This window comes from ANME-2 cluster archaeon, from assembly GCA_014237145.1.
In the GTDB taxonomy this organism is placed as follows: Archaea; Halobacteriota; Methanosarcinia; order Methanosarcinales; family Methanocomedenaceae; genus Methanocomedens_A.
In genome coordinates this window covers 1-18584 of sequence record JAAXOC010000073.1, presented here as the reverse complement: position 1 = coordinate 18584, position 18584 = coordinate 1, and the positions used below count along the sequence as shown (strand labels likewise).

Below are 18584 nucleotides of genomic sequence, written 5' to 3'. Positions count from 1 at the left end.
AACCGATTTATGCATACAGCACAAACGAAATACCATGGTCAATGATTGTCTGGATATACGTGTGGTACTGGTAGAACCGCTTTACGGGGGCAATGTGGGTTCCACGGCCCGTGTTATGAAGAATTTCGGTTTTTCAGACCTGGCGCTGGTCAATCCTTGTGAGATGGGAGGTGAAGCCAGGGCCTTTGCAATGCATGCCAGGGAGATAATGGAAAATGCTTCTGTTCATTCAACTATCCAGGATGCTGTGGCCGGTTCCAACCTGGTGATAGCTGCAACAGGAAACCCGGGTGTGAGGGTTGAAAAGCATATAAGGATGCCGTCTTATTCCCCTGAGTCTGTCAAGCAGTTGCTTACAGGAAAAAGCGCTTCTGTTTCCATCCTGTTCGGACGTGAGGATAAGGGTTTGAACAATGATGAACTAAAGCTATGCGATATAATTATGAGTATTCCTACCAGTCCTGATTATTCCAGTATGAACCTGTCCCACGCGGTGGCTGTAGTACTTTATGAACTAAGCGACCTGGAGGCAGGCAGTATCAAACTTGCCCAACATCCGGACCTGGACCTGATGTATGCTCATATCACACAACTGCTGGGAGATATTGATTATCCTGTGCATAAGAAGGATAAGACTATATTGATGATACATAGGATCCTGGGCCGTGCAAGATTAACATCAAGAGAAGTACAGACTATCCGTGGCCTTATCAGGCGGGTTCAATATCGGTTAAAGAAACTGGAATGATTGACAGACAGTCTCCACACATTTATTAAAATGTTTTTCTAAAAATCGACAAGTATAAATATTATTACCTGCTGTTACTTTACTAACAGTTATTAGCGCAAAGAGTATTAAACAATTTAAGAGGAGGAGATGGATGCCAGAAAAGGATGGTATTTCTGTTCTTATTGAGAACAGGTGGATAATTATTGCAGCTATTGTCCTGTTATTGATACTGGCCACCTTTGGGTATATCATCCTCCCGCTACTGGATGGTATCATCCTGGGATTGGTGTTTGCCTATATTGCCAGACCCATAAGAAGAGAGTTAATAAAAAGAGGTGTAGGTGAGCAGATATCTGCATTGATTGCTACTGTTGCCATAATCACACCACTTATGGGAATCCTGGGACTGGGTATGATCGAGATAGTGAACCAGTTGATCATAATGGCCAAGAACCAACAGCAGTTGGTCAATTCGACAATTACTTTCATAAATGAACTGGATATCCCTGACCCTATATATCAGCTGATACAGGATGCAGTGTTAAACTTATCTTCTACTATTCTGCCCATGTTGGGACAGATTCCCTTTTCGATGGGCTTGAAGATTGCCTTATTCGTGCTCAATGTTATCATTTCAGTATTTGTATGCTTTTTTTTGCTAATGGATGGCTCCAGGTTCGTAAGCGCCATAATGCATACGGTCCCTAAGGATAAGCTCGTAATTGCTGAATCATTCAAGGAGCACCTTGATTATATCCTGGCAGGCATCTTCCTTGGTAACATTTATGCCGCCATGATCACCAGCATTCTTTCAGTCGGGGTGTTCTATTATTTCAAGGTGCCACATATCCCTGCAATGTCTGCACTGATACTGATCGCAGGCTTAATACCCATATTCGCAGGCTGGATGGTGCTGCTGCCTATTGCGATATTCAGGTATTTGGAGTTCGGGGCCGGGAATGCGAGTGTGTTTGTAATAGTATCGGCCCTCATCCTGTATGCACCAACTGAATTGATATTCAAACCCTATATCATTGGCAGGGCATCCCGTATCCATCCGCTTCTGGTTATGCTGGCGTTCATCGGCGGGGGTCTTGTGGGTGGAATAGGTGGGTTCTTCATGGCACCAATATTTTTGGGTACGCTGATTGCGGCTTATAGGGCATATATGGATGTGGGCAAAAAGAATGATGATATATTTATGTCAGTAAATGATTAGTTAGAATAATTAAAAGGTTATGATATTATGAATAGGATAGGAAGTCTAATAATTGGATTGTTGTTTATCGGTTTAATAATAAGTACTGTGCAGGCAGAACCGCCTACTGTTAATGTTGTTACTCCAAACAGTGGCTCAATTTCAGGAACAATAAAACTTGAGGCTACTGCCACAGATACAGACGGAAATATTACCCAGGTGGAGTTCTTCCATAACAACAACGGATATGGCTGGGTATCCATTGGTTTCAATAAATCCAGTTCAGGTGACAGTTATTATTTTGAGAACTGGGATACTACAGGTGTTCCTAATGGAAACAATTATTCCTTTAAAGCTGAAGCCACTGATAACAATACAGATACTGCCAACGACACCTCCGATGCCGCAGTTACCATCGACAATAACCAGAAGCCCATAGTTTCGCTTGTTTCGCCAAGTAGCGGGGAAACAGTCGATAAGCTTGTTATCCTCAATGCAACGGCTATTGATTCTGATGGTTCAATATCGGATGTTACATTTGAATATAAACTTTCCACCGATAGTTCATGGACTGAACTTAATTCATACGACGTTAATAATGGCGATTTTTACTTGAAAAACTGGGATACTTTAGGTGTTCCCAATGGGACATATGACATCAAGGTTGAAGCAACAGATGATGACAGTGCAACAAATTCCACCACAACATCAGGTATAATAGTGGATAATCCACCAAATGTACCTCCAGTGGTAACGATAAATGTCCCTGAGGGTGGTCAAACCTATAACGGGACGGTCCAGTTAAATGCAACCGCTACCAATGCAGACGGCATTATCACAGACGTTACATTCGAATACTACGATGGTTCTGAATGGATTTCACTTGGATCAAATACATCAAAAAGTGGAGATAATTATTTACGTGATTGGAATACCGTTCTGCGAGATAATGGGGTCAATTACCAGATAAGGGCTACTGCAACCGATAACATGAGCGGAACTAAGACCAATACTACCGGTATCTTTTCCATTTATAATAAGAACCTGCCTGAACTTTCCGAGGACGGAGCAACGCCAGACAGTGGCATAACACCCCGGGAGTTTGAGTTCAAGGTAACCTATACTGATAGTGATAATGAATCTGCCACCTATGTTAGGTTGGTCATAGACGAGGTTGACACATATGATATGTCACCTATTGACTCTAACGACCCAAAGGATGGGATTGTTTACAATTATTCCAAAACACTGACCACTACCACCTCATCTACCACATACAAATACCATTTCATTGCGCAGGACGTGAATGGCTCGGATGCCTCCGCTACGACAGAGAAGTCTGTTGAAGTAAATCCTGCCACATATGAATCAGGCAACCGCATCTGGGATAAAGACGCTGGCATGTCAGAGGACACCTACACCTGGAACCCCCAGAGTTTTAGCGGCTTCTACTATGACCTTGACAATGACATAGGTAAAGAGACCTTGACCATTGAGGATATTTGCAAGTCACTGGGCAAGGGCGACATCATATACGAGACTTCCCCTATATCTATCGATTTCGAGCAGGACATCTGGAAGACCTACGAAGTCATCGGCTTCATGGCAGACCGCTACTTTGCAGGCTACACTGACAAGACCACTTTTGCTTCAGACAGTGACAGCCTGCTGGACGAGAGACAACTAAGCAAGGTACTGCTGGATACGGATAAGAAATACAATCTAAGGTCGGGTACATCCCTGGAACTGGAAGAAGGGTATGAATTAAGGATCGCTGAATTCGGTTCAGGTGGCGATGCTGTGATGGTGGCAATGTTCAAGAACGGCGAAAAGGTGGTTGAAGATATAGTCGAAGAAGATGACACCTTTGTCTATGAAAAAGACATGGGGGGTGCCAGGGATATTCCCATCATTGCTATCTACTTTGATAAAGTATTTGTGGGAACAGAAACCAGCACCATTGTGATCGAGGGTATCTTCCAGATATCTGATAATTATATTGATGTCAGTACTGGGGATGAGTTCGGCTTGATGGAGATTACGAGCGCAGACTCAACCGGCATTGAAATGGAAAATGACAATACCGTAAGTCTGGGGAAAGGAGATGACTTCAACCTCATGGGTAAGATCAATATCATAGTGGCTGATGATAGTACACTGCGGTTCGCACCCTATGTTGATATGTCAGAACCCGGTACCTACGAACTAAGGGGTACGGTGACAGAGGAAAACACCTTCGAGTGGACGCCCTTCAACTTTGAAGGTCTGCTCTATGATATCGACACCGGAGAAGGCGATGAGACCTTGCATATAGAACGTAGCGGGAGATCAGTTGATGACGGTGAGTTAACCTACACCACTAACCCCATCTCAAAGAACTTCGAACACAGTGGCGACGAATGGGATACGTTCCAGTCCATCGGGTTCATGGGGTATACATATTTTGCAGGCTACGAGTCCAATTCATTTGTCTCCAGCGATAGGAGCCTCATCAAGGAAGGCAAGCTATCCAAGATACTTATCGACGAAGATAAAAAACACACCCTGCATATCGGTAACTCGCTAACCTTAGAGGAAGGATACAGCCTCCGCATAGACGAGATCAGCCGCGACGGTGGTGCGTTAATGCTTGCCCTCCTAAAGGACGGGGAAGAAATTACCACTGATATCGCCAGTGAAGGGGATACCTACCTCTATGAGGTAGATGTGGATGGGACCGATATACCTATAATCGTAGCTCATATTGACAGTGTATTCAGGGGCATGGAAACGAATTCCGTGTTCATAGACGGTCTATTCCAGATATCTGATAGTTTTACCACAGTAGAAAAAGGGGATTCCTACGGTATCATGGAAGTAACATCATTTTCTTCATCTTCAATTGTATTGAAAAACGAAGATAGTTTCAGTCTCGACAGAGACGATACCATAAACATAATGGGGGAGATCAAGTTCAAGGTAGCTGATCATAGTGATGTCCGGTTCTACCCATTCCAGGAGATCATAGTAAAAGAACCCCTGTATCTTGACCTGGACATCCCGGACAGTGTATATGAACATGAAGAGTTCACCATATCGGTCACTTCTGACGGCGATGAAGTGGAAGATGTTTCTATCTTTTTTGATGATTCCGAGGTCGGTACTACCGATTCCAATGGTGAGCTTATCTATACACCCGTTGAAACCGGTGAGTTCAAAGTCACTGCCTCCAAATCCGGGTATGAGAGCGACAGCGAGGACATAGAAATCCTGTACCAGCCAAAATTGCTGGAAATAAGTGCTCCATTGCTAGCGGACAGAGACGAGACCATTGTCATATCAGTAACTTCCGAAGGCAAAAGCGTTAGTGGTGTTACAGTTATGTTCGGCAGCAATGACTTGGGGACAACCCCCGCAAGTGGAAATATCACCCACACACCTGACCAGATCGGTACCCATACGATCACTGCTTCCAAATCAGGTTACCAGGACGCTTCAAAGGATATTGATATCACAGACCCGAGTGCACGACTTGTATATTCGAACCTGACAATCGAGCCCAAAAGTGTGCAGCCGGGAGAGAACGTTAACATCACGGTAGAAGTAGCCAATTTCGGTACGCTCCGTGAGGCAGATACAATGACTCTGAAAGTAAATGGTAAAGAAATAGTAACAGAAGACCTGGTCCTTGGTCCTGGCGAGATCATGACAATCGAATTTACAATGAACAGGTCCAAGCCCGGCACATACCTGGTTGAGGTTGATGGGCGTAGTGATACTTTCAAGGTTATGGGTAGTCAGATTAGTTCCACAGCCATAGTAGTACTGGCAATCATTGCCATACTTTCCATCACAGCTGTTATCTATAGCTTTGCCCAGGGGACACTGTCATTTGACATTATAATAGGCAAGGCCCAGGCTTTTAAAGAGTCATTAATGCGCCTGATAGAGAAATAAGTACATAATCTTATTGATTATATACGGGAACAAAATCCTCACTTCGGTCGGATTTTCTTGAGTACATCAAGTTATACTTGATATACTACAAGAAAATTGAAAGGGAAGAACGTTTTATTCTTCCTTTTCTTCCATGCCCATAACATCAAACAGCATTTTGATAATTGCCTCTTCTGCCAGTTTCATTAAGGTTTGTTTATCCTTTGTACCGCTGAACACACCAAGAGGTATCTGTGCTCCTGCAGACGTAGAGTGTCCACCTCCATGCTCTTCACCAAAGGCTTCACGCATGATCTCACCTATATTGACCCTGACATCCTTACTCCTTCCTGAGATGTGGATGGATTCTTCAGTAAGTCCGAAAATAATTGTTGTGGTAACGCCTTCAAGGTTCAGCAGGTAATCTGCTGCCTGGGGCAGGGCATCCCGGTCCCTGATCGGCCCCACATTGGATATAAGGTAACTGCCAACGACCTGCCTGTTCTGGATGGCATAGCCCATAATGTCAAAGGTTTCTGTTGACATTGACGGGGTCTCGATCTGGCTTAATATATCATGGTCAACAAGGGGGTACAGGAATGCAGCGGCTTCAAGATCAGATTGGGTGGCATTTTTCTTGAATTCATGAGTATCCACCCTGATACCATAAAGGAGTGCTGTTGCCAGTTCACTACTGAAATTGATCTGAAGTTCCTTCAAATACATGGCCATTATGGTTGCACTGGCACCTAAATCGGGTTGGATATCAATGAAATCAGCCTTCACTTCAGATATGTTAAATGGATGATGGTCGATCACTATATTGATCCTGGTATCGGGCGGTACCAGATTGTTCATGCCTGGTATGGCGCATTCAAAAAGGGCAATATTGGAGAACTTTGAGAGGTCGTATTTTTCCATCCGCTCAATGTCTATATCCAGGAGGTTAACAAAGGCTTTGTTTTCCTGGTGCCCGATTTTACCGTGATAGAGTATCTCGGATTCAACGCCTACATTCTTGGCGATCTCACTTAATGCCATGGCACCTGATATAGCATCAGGGTCAGGGTTGTTATGCATTACAATGGCAAGTTTCTTGCCATCCATTTTTTCAATACATCTCTTGAGTTCGCGTGCTTTCTTCAGGCTGGCTGCTCTTTTTGCTGACTGGGCTATAACATTGGCAGCAGCACGTGTAGGCAGTATGGCCGAATCCACACCGGCTGCCTCAAGTTTATCTTTGTTATTCTGGTCAATGGCCCTGGAAACCGTATATACATCCGGTTTGATTTTCTTGATATGTGCAAGAGCTTTCAGGTTTGCCTTGCCGTCTGAACTTAAAATAAAGGCTACTTCAAGGCTGGGCATATCCAGTGCTTTTATTGTTTCGAACTCACTGATATCGCCTATTTCCACATCATATCCCTGTTCTTTCAGGGTTTCGGCTTTACTGGCATCTTTTTCAATAAATATCAGGCTTATATCTTGATCGTCCAGTTCTTTGGCTACCGCAATACCCATTCCTCCACTGCCAAGGATTGCGTAGAAGGGTTTTGTTTTTACTTCTTTGATGGTTTCCTCTTTTTGGGAAGTGTCCGGTGTAGATTCGTCTTCGATAAAAAGACCTCCAATAATCTTAGGCCTTAGTTTATAAGTTCTTAAAGATTAACTTAACCATTTAGCAGACCAAACTTTTATCTCGATTCAGAATGGTATATCGTCCAATTATTATGCATGATACATTAATAGAACAGGCAAGGAAAGGGAATACAACTCCCGAAATAAGCAATGCCGCACAAAAAGAGGGGATCAAACCCGCCAGGCTTACCACCCTGGTGTCACAAGGCAAAATCGTTATCCCGAAAAACATATTGCATGAACACGTCCGGGCGGTGGCAGTGGGAGAATGTGTTTCTACAAAGGTGAATGCAAATATCGGCACATCCAGGGCGCATACTGATGTGGATGAAGAGATGCAAAAAGCCAGGACTGCAGTTAAGTACGGTGTCGATGCGGTTATGGACCTCTCAACAGGTGATGATATCGATGAGGTAAGGCGCAGGCTTATTAAGGAGATAGATGTGCCCATAGGTACAGTACCTGTATACCAGGCAGCCAGCAATTGCACATCAGTTCCTGATATGACCACTGACGACATGTTCAATGCCATCCGGCGGCACGTTGAGGATGGAGTGGACTTTATTACCGTCCATGCAGGAGTTACGCTCAATGCACTGGACCAGTTAAGATCGCACGGGAGGATACTTGATATTGTCAGCCGGGGTGGGTCGTTCCTGGCATCGTGGATGCTGCATAACGATCGTGAAAATCCCTATTATGCAGAGTTCGACTACCTGCTCGATATTGTAAAGGAATATGATGTCACCCTGAGCCTGGGCGATGGCATGAGGCCGGGATGTATAGCAGATGCTTCGGATGGTGCCATGTTCCAGGAGGTCATCACCCTGGGCGAACTTGTGAGAAGGTCAAGGGCTGCAGGAGTACAGAGCATGGTGGAAGGACCCGGGCACGTACCTTTGGATGAGATCATTTCGGGCGTAAGGTCGATCAAGCACATCTGCGATGGCGCACCGTTGTACCTGCTTGGACCGCTGGTCACCGACATTGCTCCGGGTTATGACCATTTTACGGCCGCCATAGGCGGTGCTGTGGCAGGAATGGCGGGAGCCGACTTCCTGTGTATGACCACACCCTCCGAGCACCTGGCACTGCCGAATGCGGAAGATATCAGGGAAGGTGCCGTAGTCACCAGGATCGCTGCCCATGCCATAGATCTGGTAAAAGCGGGACAGCGGCAGCGTGCAAGGGAAATGGATGAAAAAATGGCAAATGCCAGGCATGAACTGGACTGGGGGAAGCAGCTAAACCAGGCGATCGACTCTGAGCGGGCAATCAGTATACACGCACGGTGCAAGGACGTAGAAACCTGCAGTATGTGCGGCGAACTGTGCTCCATAAAGATCATGCGGGATGTGCTGGATAAAAAATGAACACTTGGACCTGGTCGGTCCAGTTGTTATATTTTTTATCTTCTTCTTGTCTATTCTTGCTTATTCTTATATGAGCGCACACCCAGAACAACCACTATCAAAAGCACCAACACAAACCCTATCCAGAGTATGTCCTTGAATTTTTCGACAGTGGACACTGCCGGCAAGGTATCCACCTGTATCTTAATATTATCAGAGATCCTGTCGTGGCCGTCCACATCCTCATACTTGATCTCACTGTTTATGCCATACATCTTGGTTGTGGCCGTATCATCCACTTTCAGGTTGAATCTGGCAAGAGCACTCTCACCCGGCGCAAGTGAGCCGATAAATGCCTGGTCATCTGTCGTGCTGAAAGGGTCAGATACACTGATCCTCACCGTTGCATCAGTAACAGGCAGCTCACCCACATTTTTGTACGTGACATACAACATATTTTCCTCATCTGCCACCATGTTACCGCTGATTTCCACTACTTCGAAATCGGCTTCATCCTTAACGATTACCGGTATGGTCAAATTCTGGCTCTTGATTTCGTACCACAGCCCCACTTCAAGATCCGTCACATCACCCTTCTCGGTCTCATCCTCCCCGCTGATCTGGACATTTTCCTGGTATCCGTATAACAGGTTCAACAATAGCGGATGCACACCTGCCCGGGCATTCTTGGCAATCTCTATGGTGAATTGGACCGGATCTTCGGTTTGCTGGCCTGATATCAGTGAACCTGCCTCCTGGTATCCGGTCTTTACTTTAACTGCAGGGTCAAGGGATACGAGAGTGGCTATAATTCCTATGGCTGTGGTCTTTTGTGCTTCGTAGTTCATCTCGGTCTTCTGCAGTTTTACTTCAAGGTTATCATCAACATCTACACTGTTTTCAGACTTGAAGCCTGTGATCAGTCCCCGGTTCATAAGATTGATATTAACAGTTACAGTGTCCCCTTTGTAAAATTCTCCGTCCCCAAGCAGGGATGCACTGATATTAGGTCCACCGTATACTGTATAGTAGTTTTCGCCTACATCGAAATATTCCGGGAAGGCCGCCTGTGCAGGCACAGTTACGATCAGTAGTGATATAGCGGCGAGTAAGATCATCTGAACATCTTTTTTGTAATTCATGCCTGTTCCTCTAATTACTATATTTATTCATATTTCTTAAGATTTCGTAAAACATTTACGATAATGAAGATCAGTAAGATTATCATTCCTGCCAAAGCCAGCTCGAAAGCCCCGATCTTTCTTTCTGCTTCTTCAAGGGGTACACTTACTTCAAGGTTGTCGGATATTGTAATTTCTCCCTGTTCATCATAATACTTTACTTCGCTATCAATACCGTAGGTTTTAATTACGGCATCGGAATCAGCAAGAATGTTAAATCTTGCAGTCTGGCTCTCGCCAGGCCCTATGGTACCCAACCGCACAACCGACTGCTCAATACTTAGCGGGCGCATCACAACCATCCTGACAGTGGCATCTTCGGCTGTGAGCTCGCCTGTATTCTTGTATGTAACATCAATGGTCTGTTTTTCACCAGTCACAAGGTTGCCTGAAATTCCTGTCACTTCGAATCCCGGAGATGCCTTTACATGGACGGGGATGAGCAAGGTCTTGTTTGCACTGGCGTAATGGGTAATGTGGTCCATACCAGTAAGACCAAGACGCACCACGTTGTTTGTGGTTATACGTACCTGTCTCTGGTACTCGTATGATAAGGGAAGCTGAAGGTAATAAACACCTGCTGGTGCCTTATTTGATATGGTGATAGTAAATGTCAGCGGATGTTTCGGCATTTTCCCTGGGAAAAGGGATTCCATTATCTGGATACTGGTATCCGGTTTTACTTCAATATATGGTGTCCCGGATATCATTTCTGCTTTAATTCCCACTGCTGTGGTGCGGCGCATTTCATATTCCAGTTCTTTCATTGAAAGCAAATAGTCATCTTTGTCTGTTCCTACACTGGTGTCATATTTAAAGCCGTATATGGCGCCTTTGTTTACAAGATTTACTTTAAGCTGCACAGTCTCACCCCGTTCAAATTCAGGGTCGCCCAGTAACGAGGCATATATGTCAGGAGTGCCAAAGCTGTCATAATAGTTCGTAGAAAAGACATAATTGGGAAGCAACAGGTCTAAAATATCATCATCATCATTATCTTCATCTGCAGCGGCTGGTAGCATGCAGCCGGCAAGCGCAGACAGCACAAGTACTGCCGTAAATATTGAAAATGATAATATTCTCATTATACATGCACGATTACGTACTTTACTCATTATACATGCACGATCATGTACTCTACTCATTGACCATCCACATCCGTTGAATTGAACATAAATCTATCCCTCTGCCTGGTATTATTAGTATGGATTACTTTTTTCCTCTCCCTCCACTCATCCAGCTTCACGATAACGGCAGGAAATACCATAAAGGTCGCAAGTAGTGCCAGTGCCACATCCATCACTGTCACAAGACCAAAGTTGCTGTTCATGGAAAACGGCGAAGCTATAAGTGCAGAAAAGCCAACAAGGGTGGTCAGGCCTGATGCGAATATGGCCTTTCCGATCTTGGTACTTGCAGCACACATTGCTTCAGCCGGGTTTGCACCTTTATCCTTTTCTTCATAGTACCTCTCCATCATCAGTATGGCATATTCCGAACCCACTCCCAGGATCAGTGCTCCCAGGGTTGCGGTCATGGGTGTATATTCCAGGCCAGTGAAATACATAATACCGCCCGCCCATCCGATTACCATGAACATGGTGACAACAGGGGTAATGGCCTTAAGCCAGTCCCGGTATATCACAAGTAAACCTGCAAACACCAATATAAGCCCGGTAAGGGTCATTGCCACCCGGCCTGAAGTGAGTGACCATATCACAGTGGTAAATACCACTGAATTCCCGGTTATTGTCACTTCCACTCCAGGCGGAGGGGACATCCATGCAATATCCTCCCGTACTATACCTGTTAATTCCCTGACACCTTTTAGGCCTATATCAGTGACGGCATTTCCTATGCCAAAGTTCAGCAGCAGCATATTCTTGCCGTGAACATAGCGGTCCTTTTGCATAGGCGGTACCTGCTGGTACAATCGTTCTATATCAGCGCTGTTATCAGGTATGGTACCCCCGTTCATTGATTTAATAATGGGTACAATGCTTGATGCATCGTATATATGCGCCCTTCTTTCAACCTCATGTTCACTGAATTCATCCATCCACCTGAGTACTTCGGGGTCGGCAGAATCATCCACCTTTATTATGATATTCAAGGCATCTGTCCCACCGATAATGTCGCCCAGATGAGCTAAATCGATAAGTGCGGGCATATCCTGGGGCACAAAGGTTTTCACATCTGTCTGTATGGGGACGAATGAGTCTACATACAGGCCGGAAAAACACATCAGCCCTGCAATTCCAAGGACAAGGATGGGATGTTTTATTGAAATGGCAGTTGTCTTTTTCAGGAATTGTTCGATCTTGCTTTCCTTTGGACCATAGCTTGTAATTGGTGATGGTTTTTTTAATTTTGGGGAGTTACTATTGTGATTATTGACGCCTTTTTTGTTATTTTTCTTTTTTATGTGGGTATCAAGTCCGTATATTACAGTCACACCCAGGAACAGTGAGGATAAAAAGCACATGATTATACCGATCAGCAGCAGTTTCCCGAAATCCTGGATCATGGGGACTGATGAGGTGAAAAGTGAAAAGAAGCCAAGTCCTGTAATCGTAACCGCGATAAGCACTGCCGGACCGGTGTGTTTGATAGTCTCGATAACAGCCTGTGCTTCATCCTCGCCCCGTTCCAGTTCTTCTTCTATCCGGTTATGGAACTGGATGGCGTAATCTATGCCAAGGCCTATCAAAATCGGAAATGCTGACATGGAGACCATGCTAAGGGGGATTTTCAGATATCCCATGGCTCCAAAGGTGTAGATGATACCAAGAAGTACAATGGGGAGGGGCAGGAGTTTCCAGCGGACATGCCTGAATGCCAGGTACAGCACTACTAGCATGAGCAATGCCGATATCATCAGCAAAGGAACCATGCTTGTTGTCATCTCATTATTCATTGCAATCGAGAACGCCGGGTCTCCTGTCACAATGACACCATATGCAGGCGGAAAACCCGATTGTCCAGCTGCTATTTCGGTCTCGCGCAGTATCTCGATCCTTTCGTTATCGGTGGAGTCACCTGCCATCTCCACCCATACTATGGTATGGGTATCGTCAGGGAGGAGCATGCCGATGTCAGATGACCGGTTTGCTATGATGGATTGTATCTCACCCTGGTTGTCCGGTATTATGTGCTGTCCTGTCATCTGGTAGTTAGTATCCTTGATAACAGATGCCGCACTGGCAGTCCCCACCACCCCTGGTATGTTCTTTACTTGCTGTTGAAGCCTGTCAATAGCTTTTAGCAACTCAGGTCTTGTTACGTCCCCGCCCTCGACAAGTACGGCTATTGATTCGGTTGCAAAAATTCTCAGGTAGAGGTGGTCATAGTCCTGGTACAGTTTTGAAGTTTTTTCTACAAAGGTTTCTGTACCCGATTCCATTTCGATGTTCTGTGCGCCGTGTATTGAAATCACTATGAGCAGTATTGCTAACAGGACAATTGGTAAGGTGTTGTCTTCGATGAAAATGCCTAATTTTCGAAATGTGTCCTTTATGGTTGGTTCACCTTCGGTTGAATTATCAGTATTTTATGTTCTAAAATTTTGCTTTTCATATTACTACCCCTATATCCAAAGTATTATCAAGGCATGTCAATTTAATATTTTTATTTTTCATATCCATTCAAACTAAACCATAAGTTTCTCCAATATTTGGTATTTTTATAGACGTTTGGATTTTATTATTTCCCACATATTTTAAAAAATTATGGGTAGTTCCATTCATGCTAAACATCATCGGAATTTTCCCAAATGTTCCAAAATGAATAGGTATTACAATCTTTGATTTAACTTCTTCTGTTGCGAGTGCTGCATCTTTTGGGTCCATTACCATTTTAAAGCCAAAAAATCTGTTTCCCCCAATAGGTAAAAATGCTACATCAAGTTTATATTTATTACCGATTTCAGTCATGGAAGGAATAAAAAAAGTATCACCAGCAAAATAGATAGTCTTACTTCCTTCTATAATAAATCCAACACATTTGCCTTGATGTTTGGCGGGAACAGCAGTTATTTTATGTTGTTGGATATTATTAGATTCCCAGCAATCAAGTTCAACAATATTAAATCCCATTTTTCTGACTTTTGAAGAAGTCTTTTTAGGCATTATAACTATACTGGATTTATCAATTTTATTTAAGGCATCATAATCGCAATGATCCAGATGCGTATGTGAAATTAATATCAAATCAATTCGAGGTAGTTTTTCAACAGATATTGCTGGCAGTATTTTTCTTTTCAAACCTGAAAAGCTTGATGAGAAAAAGGGATCTGTAAGTATATTAAATTCACCATATTCTATTAAAAATGTTGAATGTCCAATGTTTGTGATATTTATAAGTTTTTCCACCACCTTATTATTTTTCATAATTTTAAAATTTTATCTTGTGTGTTCATATTACTTTTTTAGAGACTGTCGGAAAAGTACCTAAAAAGCGCTTAAATTGAAACTTTCAAAATTATTATTCCAACTAAATCATCATGCAGCGCCATGTCGAGTTTAGACCGTAAAGCTGAAATATTGAAAAACAAGGCTTTTCCGACAATCTCTTTTACATATTGATTTGCATATCTATACATATTCATTCTTTTCGTACCATTCAATAGTTTTTCTCATTCCTTCTTCCAGACCGACTTTTGGTTCATATTCTAAATCACGCTTAGCTTTTGCAATGCTAAATGACATATTTGAAATAAAGCCTGTTACCATTTCTCCTGACATTTTTGGAGTTCCTCCAAAAACAGAGGCTTTAAGTTCAAATAATGCTGCAAAGAAACGGGCAACAAAAACAGGTATATGTTTTTTGGGAGCCGGGACTTTGAGTATATCTGCGACAGTATCCACCAATTCTGTCATTTTAACTGAAGTGTTATCGCCAATGATATATATGTCTCCAGACTTTCCTTTATCAGTAGCGAGAATCAGGCCTTTGACGGCATCATCCACATAAAACATATGCACCTGATTTTTCCCGTTGCCTACATACATCCACTCTCCTTTTTTTACTGCAGAAAATATCATAAGCGCAGGAGTCACACCCTGTATGTAATCAGCATCACCTTTAATAAGTGGAATTCCATAAACACCGGGAAACCTTACAACAACAATATCTATTTTGTTTGAATAAGACAATACAAGCTTCTCAGATTTTGTTTTTGCACGGGAATATTCAATATTGTTTGGATTGTAAGGATATGTCTCATCTACAGCACCACCGGATACATGTCCCATAACCGCACAACTGCTTAAATGTACAAATCTTTTGACTTTTCCGCTTTCAATGCAGGCCTCAAGTATATTTCCTGTGCCATTAACATTTATTTTGTTGCATATCGCTTTACTCATTCCTACTCTTCCACCACCACCTAAATGAAATATGGTATCAACACCATCTACAGCCTTTCTGAGAGATTCATAGTCCAGCAAATCTCCATAGACTAATTCAACATCCAACTTGTTCAGATAATCTACGGCAATTTTGGGACTTGAAGTTCTAACAAGGCATCTTATTTTTTCTCCTTTTTCAACAAGTTTTTTAGCTAAATGACTTCCGATAAATCCAGTAGCTCCCGTTATCAATACTGTTTTTTGTTTCATATTTGGTTTTCATCTTCTTTTTACATTTTATTTGCGATTTTTTCCAAAACTAAAATAAAGCTTTCCTGTTCGTCTTCAGTGAGGAATTCAATCATCTTCTTGAAAAATATTATTTTCTGTTCTTGATATGATGATATAATTTTCGTCCCCTCCTTTGATAATAATACTTTTACAACTCTTCGATCGCCATGATTTCTTTCCCGAACAACCAGCTTTTTTTCAATCAAACGGTCAATTATGCTTGTTGCTGTGCTAAACCCAATGTCTAAATTCTTGGCCAGTTTGCTCATTGTAAGCTCTTTTTGTTTAGAAACAGATTCCAATGTCAGAAGTTCAGGTTTACTTAAACTTATTTCTCCAGTAAAGCATTCCATAGACGCAAAAACCTTGCTAATTTTATTAAATACCTCTATAATGCGTGTTGTATTCTCTTCTGTGGTCATTCTATTCACCATAAATTATATGACAACTTAGTGGTATTTCAAGTATAAAAAGATTCACATTATGGATTGTACATAAAATGAAATATTAGTCAAATAAAATAAAAAGTAACATTAAATATATTCCTTCAATTAGTATCTTACAAGATACTAAATAGATAATAGGGCTGTTCGGAAGTGCTGGTATCCTGGAAAAGGCATCAATACTAACTATATATCATGGTCCCGATACCAGAATCGGTAAACAGTTCCAGCAGGATGCTGTGGGACTTGCTACCGTCAATGATATGAACTTTTTCAACACCCTGTTCTACCGCAACTGCTGCCGAGCGTATCTTTGGTATCATACCACCGGCAATAGTGCCTTCCTCGATCATGTCCTCAATCCGGTCCAGCCGGATGCGGGATATGCGACTGGCGGCATCATCCGGGTTGCCCAATACTCCGGGTACGTCGGTCATGAGTAAGAGTTTTTTAGCCTTCAAGGCTGCAGCAATGTCTCCGGCAACAGTATCGGCATTGATATTCAGGCTGTTACCCTTATCATCCACTGCTATGGGTGCCACAACCGGTATGTAGTCCTTTCCGGCTGCTATCATGAGTATCTCGGGATTGATGACCTCTACATCTCCAACCCACCCCAGGTCTACCTCATGCTCCCTGCCTTCAAAGGTGACGCGCTGGATGCCTTTTTTCTTTGCCATGATAAGCTGGCCGTCCTTACCTGAGAGTCCCAGCCCTTTACCACCATAGGTGCCTATCAGGGATACGATCCTGGTATTGATATTGCCAACTAACACCATGCGTGCAATCTCCAGTGTCTCATCATCTGTGATGCGCAGTCCTGCCACAAACTCGCTTTTTTTCCCCATCATTTCCATTTTTTGGGTAATCTCGGGACCGCCCCCGTGTACGAGCACGGGATGGATGCCTACATAACGCAGGAGTACCACATCCTGGACTATATCTGCCATGATGGTTGGGTCGACCATGGCGTGTCCACCTACTTTTATTATCATGATGGAGTCATGGAACTCTCTAATATACGGAAGGGCTTCTATCAATACCTGCTCACGGTTTATGTTCATAGTTGTGGACACTCCTGGTCTTCCAGGTTTTATATGTGGTGGTGACATATAAAGGTTTTAATAGTAAAACATATACTGTTCGATTTTATCGAAGTATATTAATCACAACATTTTTATACTATGTAAGATATATAAATTATTGTTGAGCGGTTAAGGTTATTTTCCCCTAACTCCCACCCCCTCTCCCCTTACTCCGCTCAACATACCATTATATTACATTTTCTTGGATTGCGGGTGGATTGTACATATTCAATATATAACTTTTTTCCATGGCATCGAAAGTTTAAACTACTATCCTTTATAATTTATAATTCGATATATGGTATCAACAATCGAGGTATAGTATTTGCCAGAAAAGGATTACCTTACTATTGATAATTTTGACCTTTCAGGAAAAACGATTCTTTGCAGGCTGGACCTGAATTCACCCATGAGCCCTGGAAATGAGATCCTGGATGATAAAAGGTTCAAGGGTTCGCTGTCTACACTTAAAGAACTGGATGATTCGAAATTGGTGCTTATGAGCCACCAGAGCCGGCCCGGAAAAAGCGATTTTACTACAATGGAGCCCCATGCCCGGTGCCTGTCAGATCTGATTGGCAAGGATATTACCTATGTGGATGATATTTTCGGTTCCAAAGCTGTCAAAATGATCAGGAAACTTAAGAGCGGTGATATCCTGATGCTGGAGAATGTCAGGTTCTTTTCAGAGGAAAGCCTGAAACGTACTACAGAGGAACATGCCCGGTCCCATATGGTGCAGCGCCTGTATCCTCTGGCAGATTTTTACTTAAACGATGCCTTTGCGGTCTCCCATCGCTCACACCTGTCCATAATGGGATTTACTAATGTACTTCCCGGTATAGCGGGCAGGTTGATGGAAAAGGAGATAACATCGTTAAGCCGCAGTTGTGATCTCGGTCGTGGAAAATGTGTTTATGTGCTGGGTGGTGCTAAGGTGGATGATTCATTGAAGGTCACTGAATATGTGCTGGAAAATGAAAAGGCTGACAGGGTACTGCTAACTGGTGTAGTGGCAAATATCCTCCTGGCAGCTAAGGGTGTTAATATTGGCAAACCTAATGTGGAATTCATTCAGTCACAGGGATATGGCGACCAGATAGAGTTTGGCAGGAAGCTGCTTGAAAAGTACAGTGATAGGATCGGTCTTCCTGTTGATGTTGCACTGGATAAGAATGGGGTGAGGGTGGAAGAGTCGATCGATATCCTGAATAAGAAGCATCATCCTGATCTGCCTATCCTGGATATCGGGCTGGAGACTATTGTGAAATTCTCAAAAGAGATCAGGAACGCGGGAACAGTAATTATGAACGGCCCGGCTGGAGTGTTCGAAAGGGAGCTTTTCACTCTTGGGACAGTTGAACTCATCGATGCGGCTACTAAATCGGGTTTTAGTGTTATTG

At 43.2% G+C, this 18584-nt stretch carries 13 protein-coding genes; 5 read left to right on the top strand and 8 right to left on the bottom strand.

Annotated elements, in window-relative coordinates:
• The first annotated feature begins 34 nt into the window (after positions 1-34).
• The 3 genes from HF974_09305 to HF974_09295 all read left to right on the top strand — a co-directional run bounded on the left by HF974_09305 (position 35) and on the right by HF974_09295 (position 5864).
• On the top strand, positions 35-748 hold the full coding sequence (locus HF974_09305) for an RNA methyltransferase (protein ID MBC2698505.1): 714 nt from the start codon (positions 35-37) through the stop codon (positions 746-748).
• 133 nt (positions 749-881) lie between these two features.
• Positions 882-1949 (top strand): AI-2E family transporter, encoded by a 1068-nt coding sequence (locus HF974_09300; protein MBC2698504.1) that lies wholly within the window; start codon positions 882-884, stop codon positions 1947-1949.
• A gap of 27 nt (positions 1950-1976) precedes the next feature.
• The gene (locus tag HF974_09295) at positions 1977-5864 is read left to right on the top strand and encodes a hypothetical protein (protein ID MBC2698503.1); all 3888 of its coding nucleotides are present in this window, start codon (positions 1977-1979) and stop codon (positions 5862-5864) included.
• Between the two features lie 114 nt (positions 5865-5978).
• On the opposite strand, the gene HF974_09290 is transcribed toward HF974_09295, so the two are convergent.
• Positions 5979-7364, bottom strand: coding sequence for a potassium transporter TrkA (locus HF974_09290; GenBank protein MBC2698502.1), 1386 nt, complete (start codon positions 7362-7364; stop codon positions 5979-5981).
• 209 nt (positions 7365-7573) lie between these two features.
• On the opposite strand from HF974_09290, the gene thiC reads away from it, so the two are divergent.
• On the top strand, positions 7574-8854 hold the full coding sequence (thiC, locus tag HF974_09285) for a phosphomethylpyrimidine synthase ThiC (GenBank protein ID MBC2698501.1): 1281 nt from the start codon (positions 7574-7576) through the stop codon (positions 8852-8854).
• A gap of 50 nt (positions 8855-8904) precedes the next feature.
• On the opposite strand, the gene HF974_09280 is transcribed toward thiC, so the two are convergent.
• The 7 genes from HF974_09280 to argB form a co-directional block, all read right to left on the bottom strand.
• Positions 8905-9975: a hypothetical protein gene (locus HF974_09280; GenBank protein MBC2698500.1), complete on the bottom strand. Its 1071-nt coding sequence runs from the start codon at positions 9973-9975 to the stop codon at positions 8905-8907.
• A 23-nt stretch (positions 9976-9998) separates the two neighbouring features.
• Complete coding sequence (locus tag HF974_09275; GenBank protein ID MBC2698499.1) at positions 9999-11129, bottom strand: hypothetical protein; 1131 nt, start codon at positions 11127-11129, stop codon at positions 9999-10001.
• A 26-nt stretch (positions 11130-11155) separates the two neighbouring features.
• Complete coding sequence (locus HF974_09270) at positions 11156-13531, bottom strand: RND family transporter (GenBank protein MBC2698498.1); 2376 nt, start codon at positions 13529-13531, stop codon at positions 11156-11158.
• A gap of 127 nt (positions 13532-13658) precedes the next feature.
• Entirely contained in the window at positions 13659-14402 is a 744-nt protein-coding gene (locus HF974_09265) for an MBL fold metallo-hydrolase (protein MBC2698497.1), read from the bottom strand.
• A gap of 204 nt (positions 14403-14606) precedes the next feature.
• Complete coding sequence (locus HF974_09260) at positions 14607-15632, bottom strand: NAD-dependent epimerase/dehydratase family protein (protein MBC2698496.1); 1026 nt, start codon at positions 15630-15632, stop codon at positions 14607-14609.
• Positions 15633-15652: 20 nt separating this feature from the next.
• Positions 15653-16075: a MarR family transcriptional regulator gene (locus HF974_09255; GenBank protein MBC2698495.1), complete on the bottom strand. Its 423-nt coding sequence runs from the start codon at positions 16073-16075 to the stop codon at positions 15653-15655.
• Between the two features lie 203 nt (positions 16076-16278).
• Positions 16279-17160, bottom strand: a complete 882-nt coding sequence (gene argB, locus HF974_09250) for an acetylglutamate kinase (GenBank protein ID MBC2698494.1) — start codon at positions 17158-17160, stop codon at positions 16279-16281.
• Between the two features lie 346 nt (positions 17161-17506).
• Between argB and pgk the strand changes: the two genes are divergently transcribed.
• A partial coding sequence (gene pgk, locus HF974_09245; GenBank protein ID MBC2698493.1) for a phosphoglycerate kinase occupies positions 17507-18584 on the top strand: 1078 nt, incomplete at its 3' end.

Coding starts and splice junctions, on each gene's coding strand:
- HF974_09255 (MBC2698495.1), bottom strand. CDS start 16,075: ATGACCACAGAAGAGAATACAACACGCATTATAGAGGTATTTAATAAA.
- HF974_09300 (MBC2698504.1), top strand. CDS start 882: ATGCCAGAAAAGGATGGTATTTCTGTTCTTATTGAGAACAGGTGGATA.
- HF974_09265 (MBC2698497.1), bottom strand. CDS start 14,402: ATGAAAAATAATAAGGTGGTGGAAAAACTTATAAATATCACAAACATT.
- HF974_09260 (MBC2698496.1), bottom strand. CDS start 15,632: ATGAAACAAAAAACAGTATTGATAACGGGAGCTACTGGATTTATCGGA.
- HF974_09275 (MBC2698499.1), bottom strand. CDS start 11,129: ATGAGTAAAGTACGTAATCGTGCATGTATAATGAGAATATTATCATTT.
- HF974_09305 (MBC2698505.1), top strand. CDS start 35: ATGGTCAATGATTGTCTGGATATACGTGTGGTACTGGTAGAACCGCTT.
- thiC (MBC2698501.1), top strand. CDS start 7,574: ATGCATGATACATTAATAGAACAGGCAAGGAAAGGGAATACAACTCCC.
- argB (MBC2698494.1), bottom strand. CDS start 17,160: ATGAACATAAACCGTGAGCAGGTATTGATAGAAGCCCTTCCGTATATT.
- HF974_09290 (MBC2698502.1), bottom strand. CDS start 7,364: ATGGGTATTGCGGTAGCCAAAGAACTGGACGATCAAGATATAAGCCTG.
- HF974_09295 (MBC2698503.1), top strand. CDS start 1,977: ATGAATAGGATAGGAAGTCTAATAATTGGATTGTTGTTTATCGGTTTA.
- HF974_09280 (MBC2698500.1), bottom strand. CDS start 9,975: ATGAATTACAAAAAAGATGTTCAGATGATCTTACTCGCCGCTATATCA.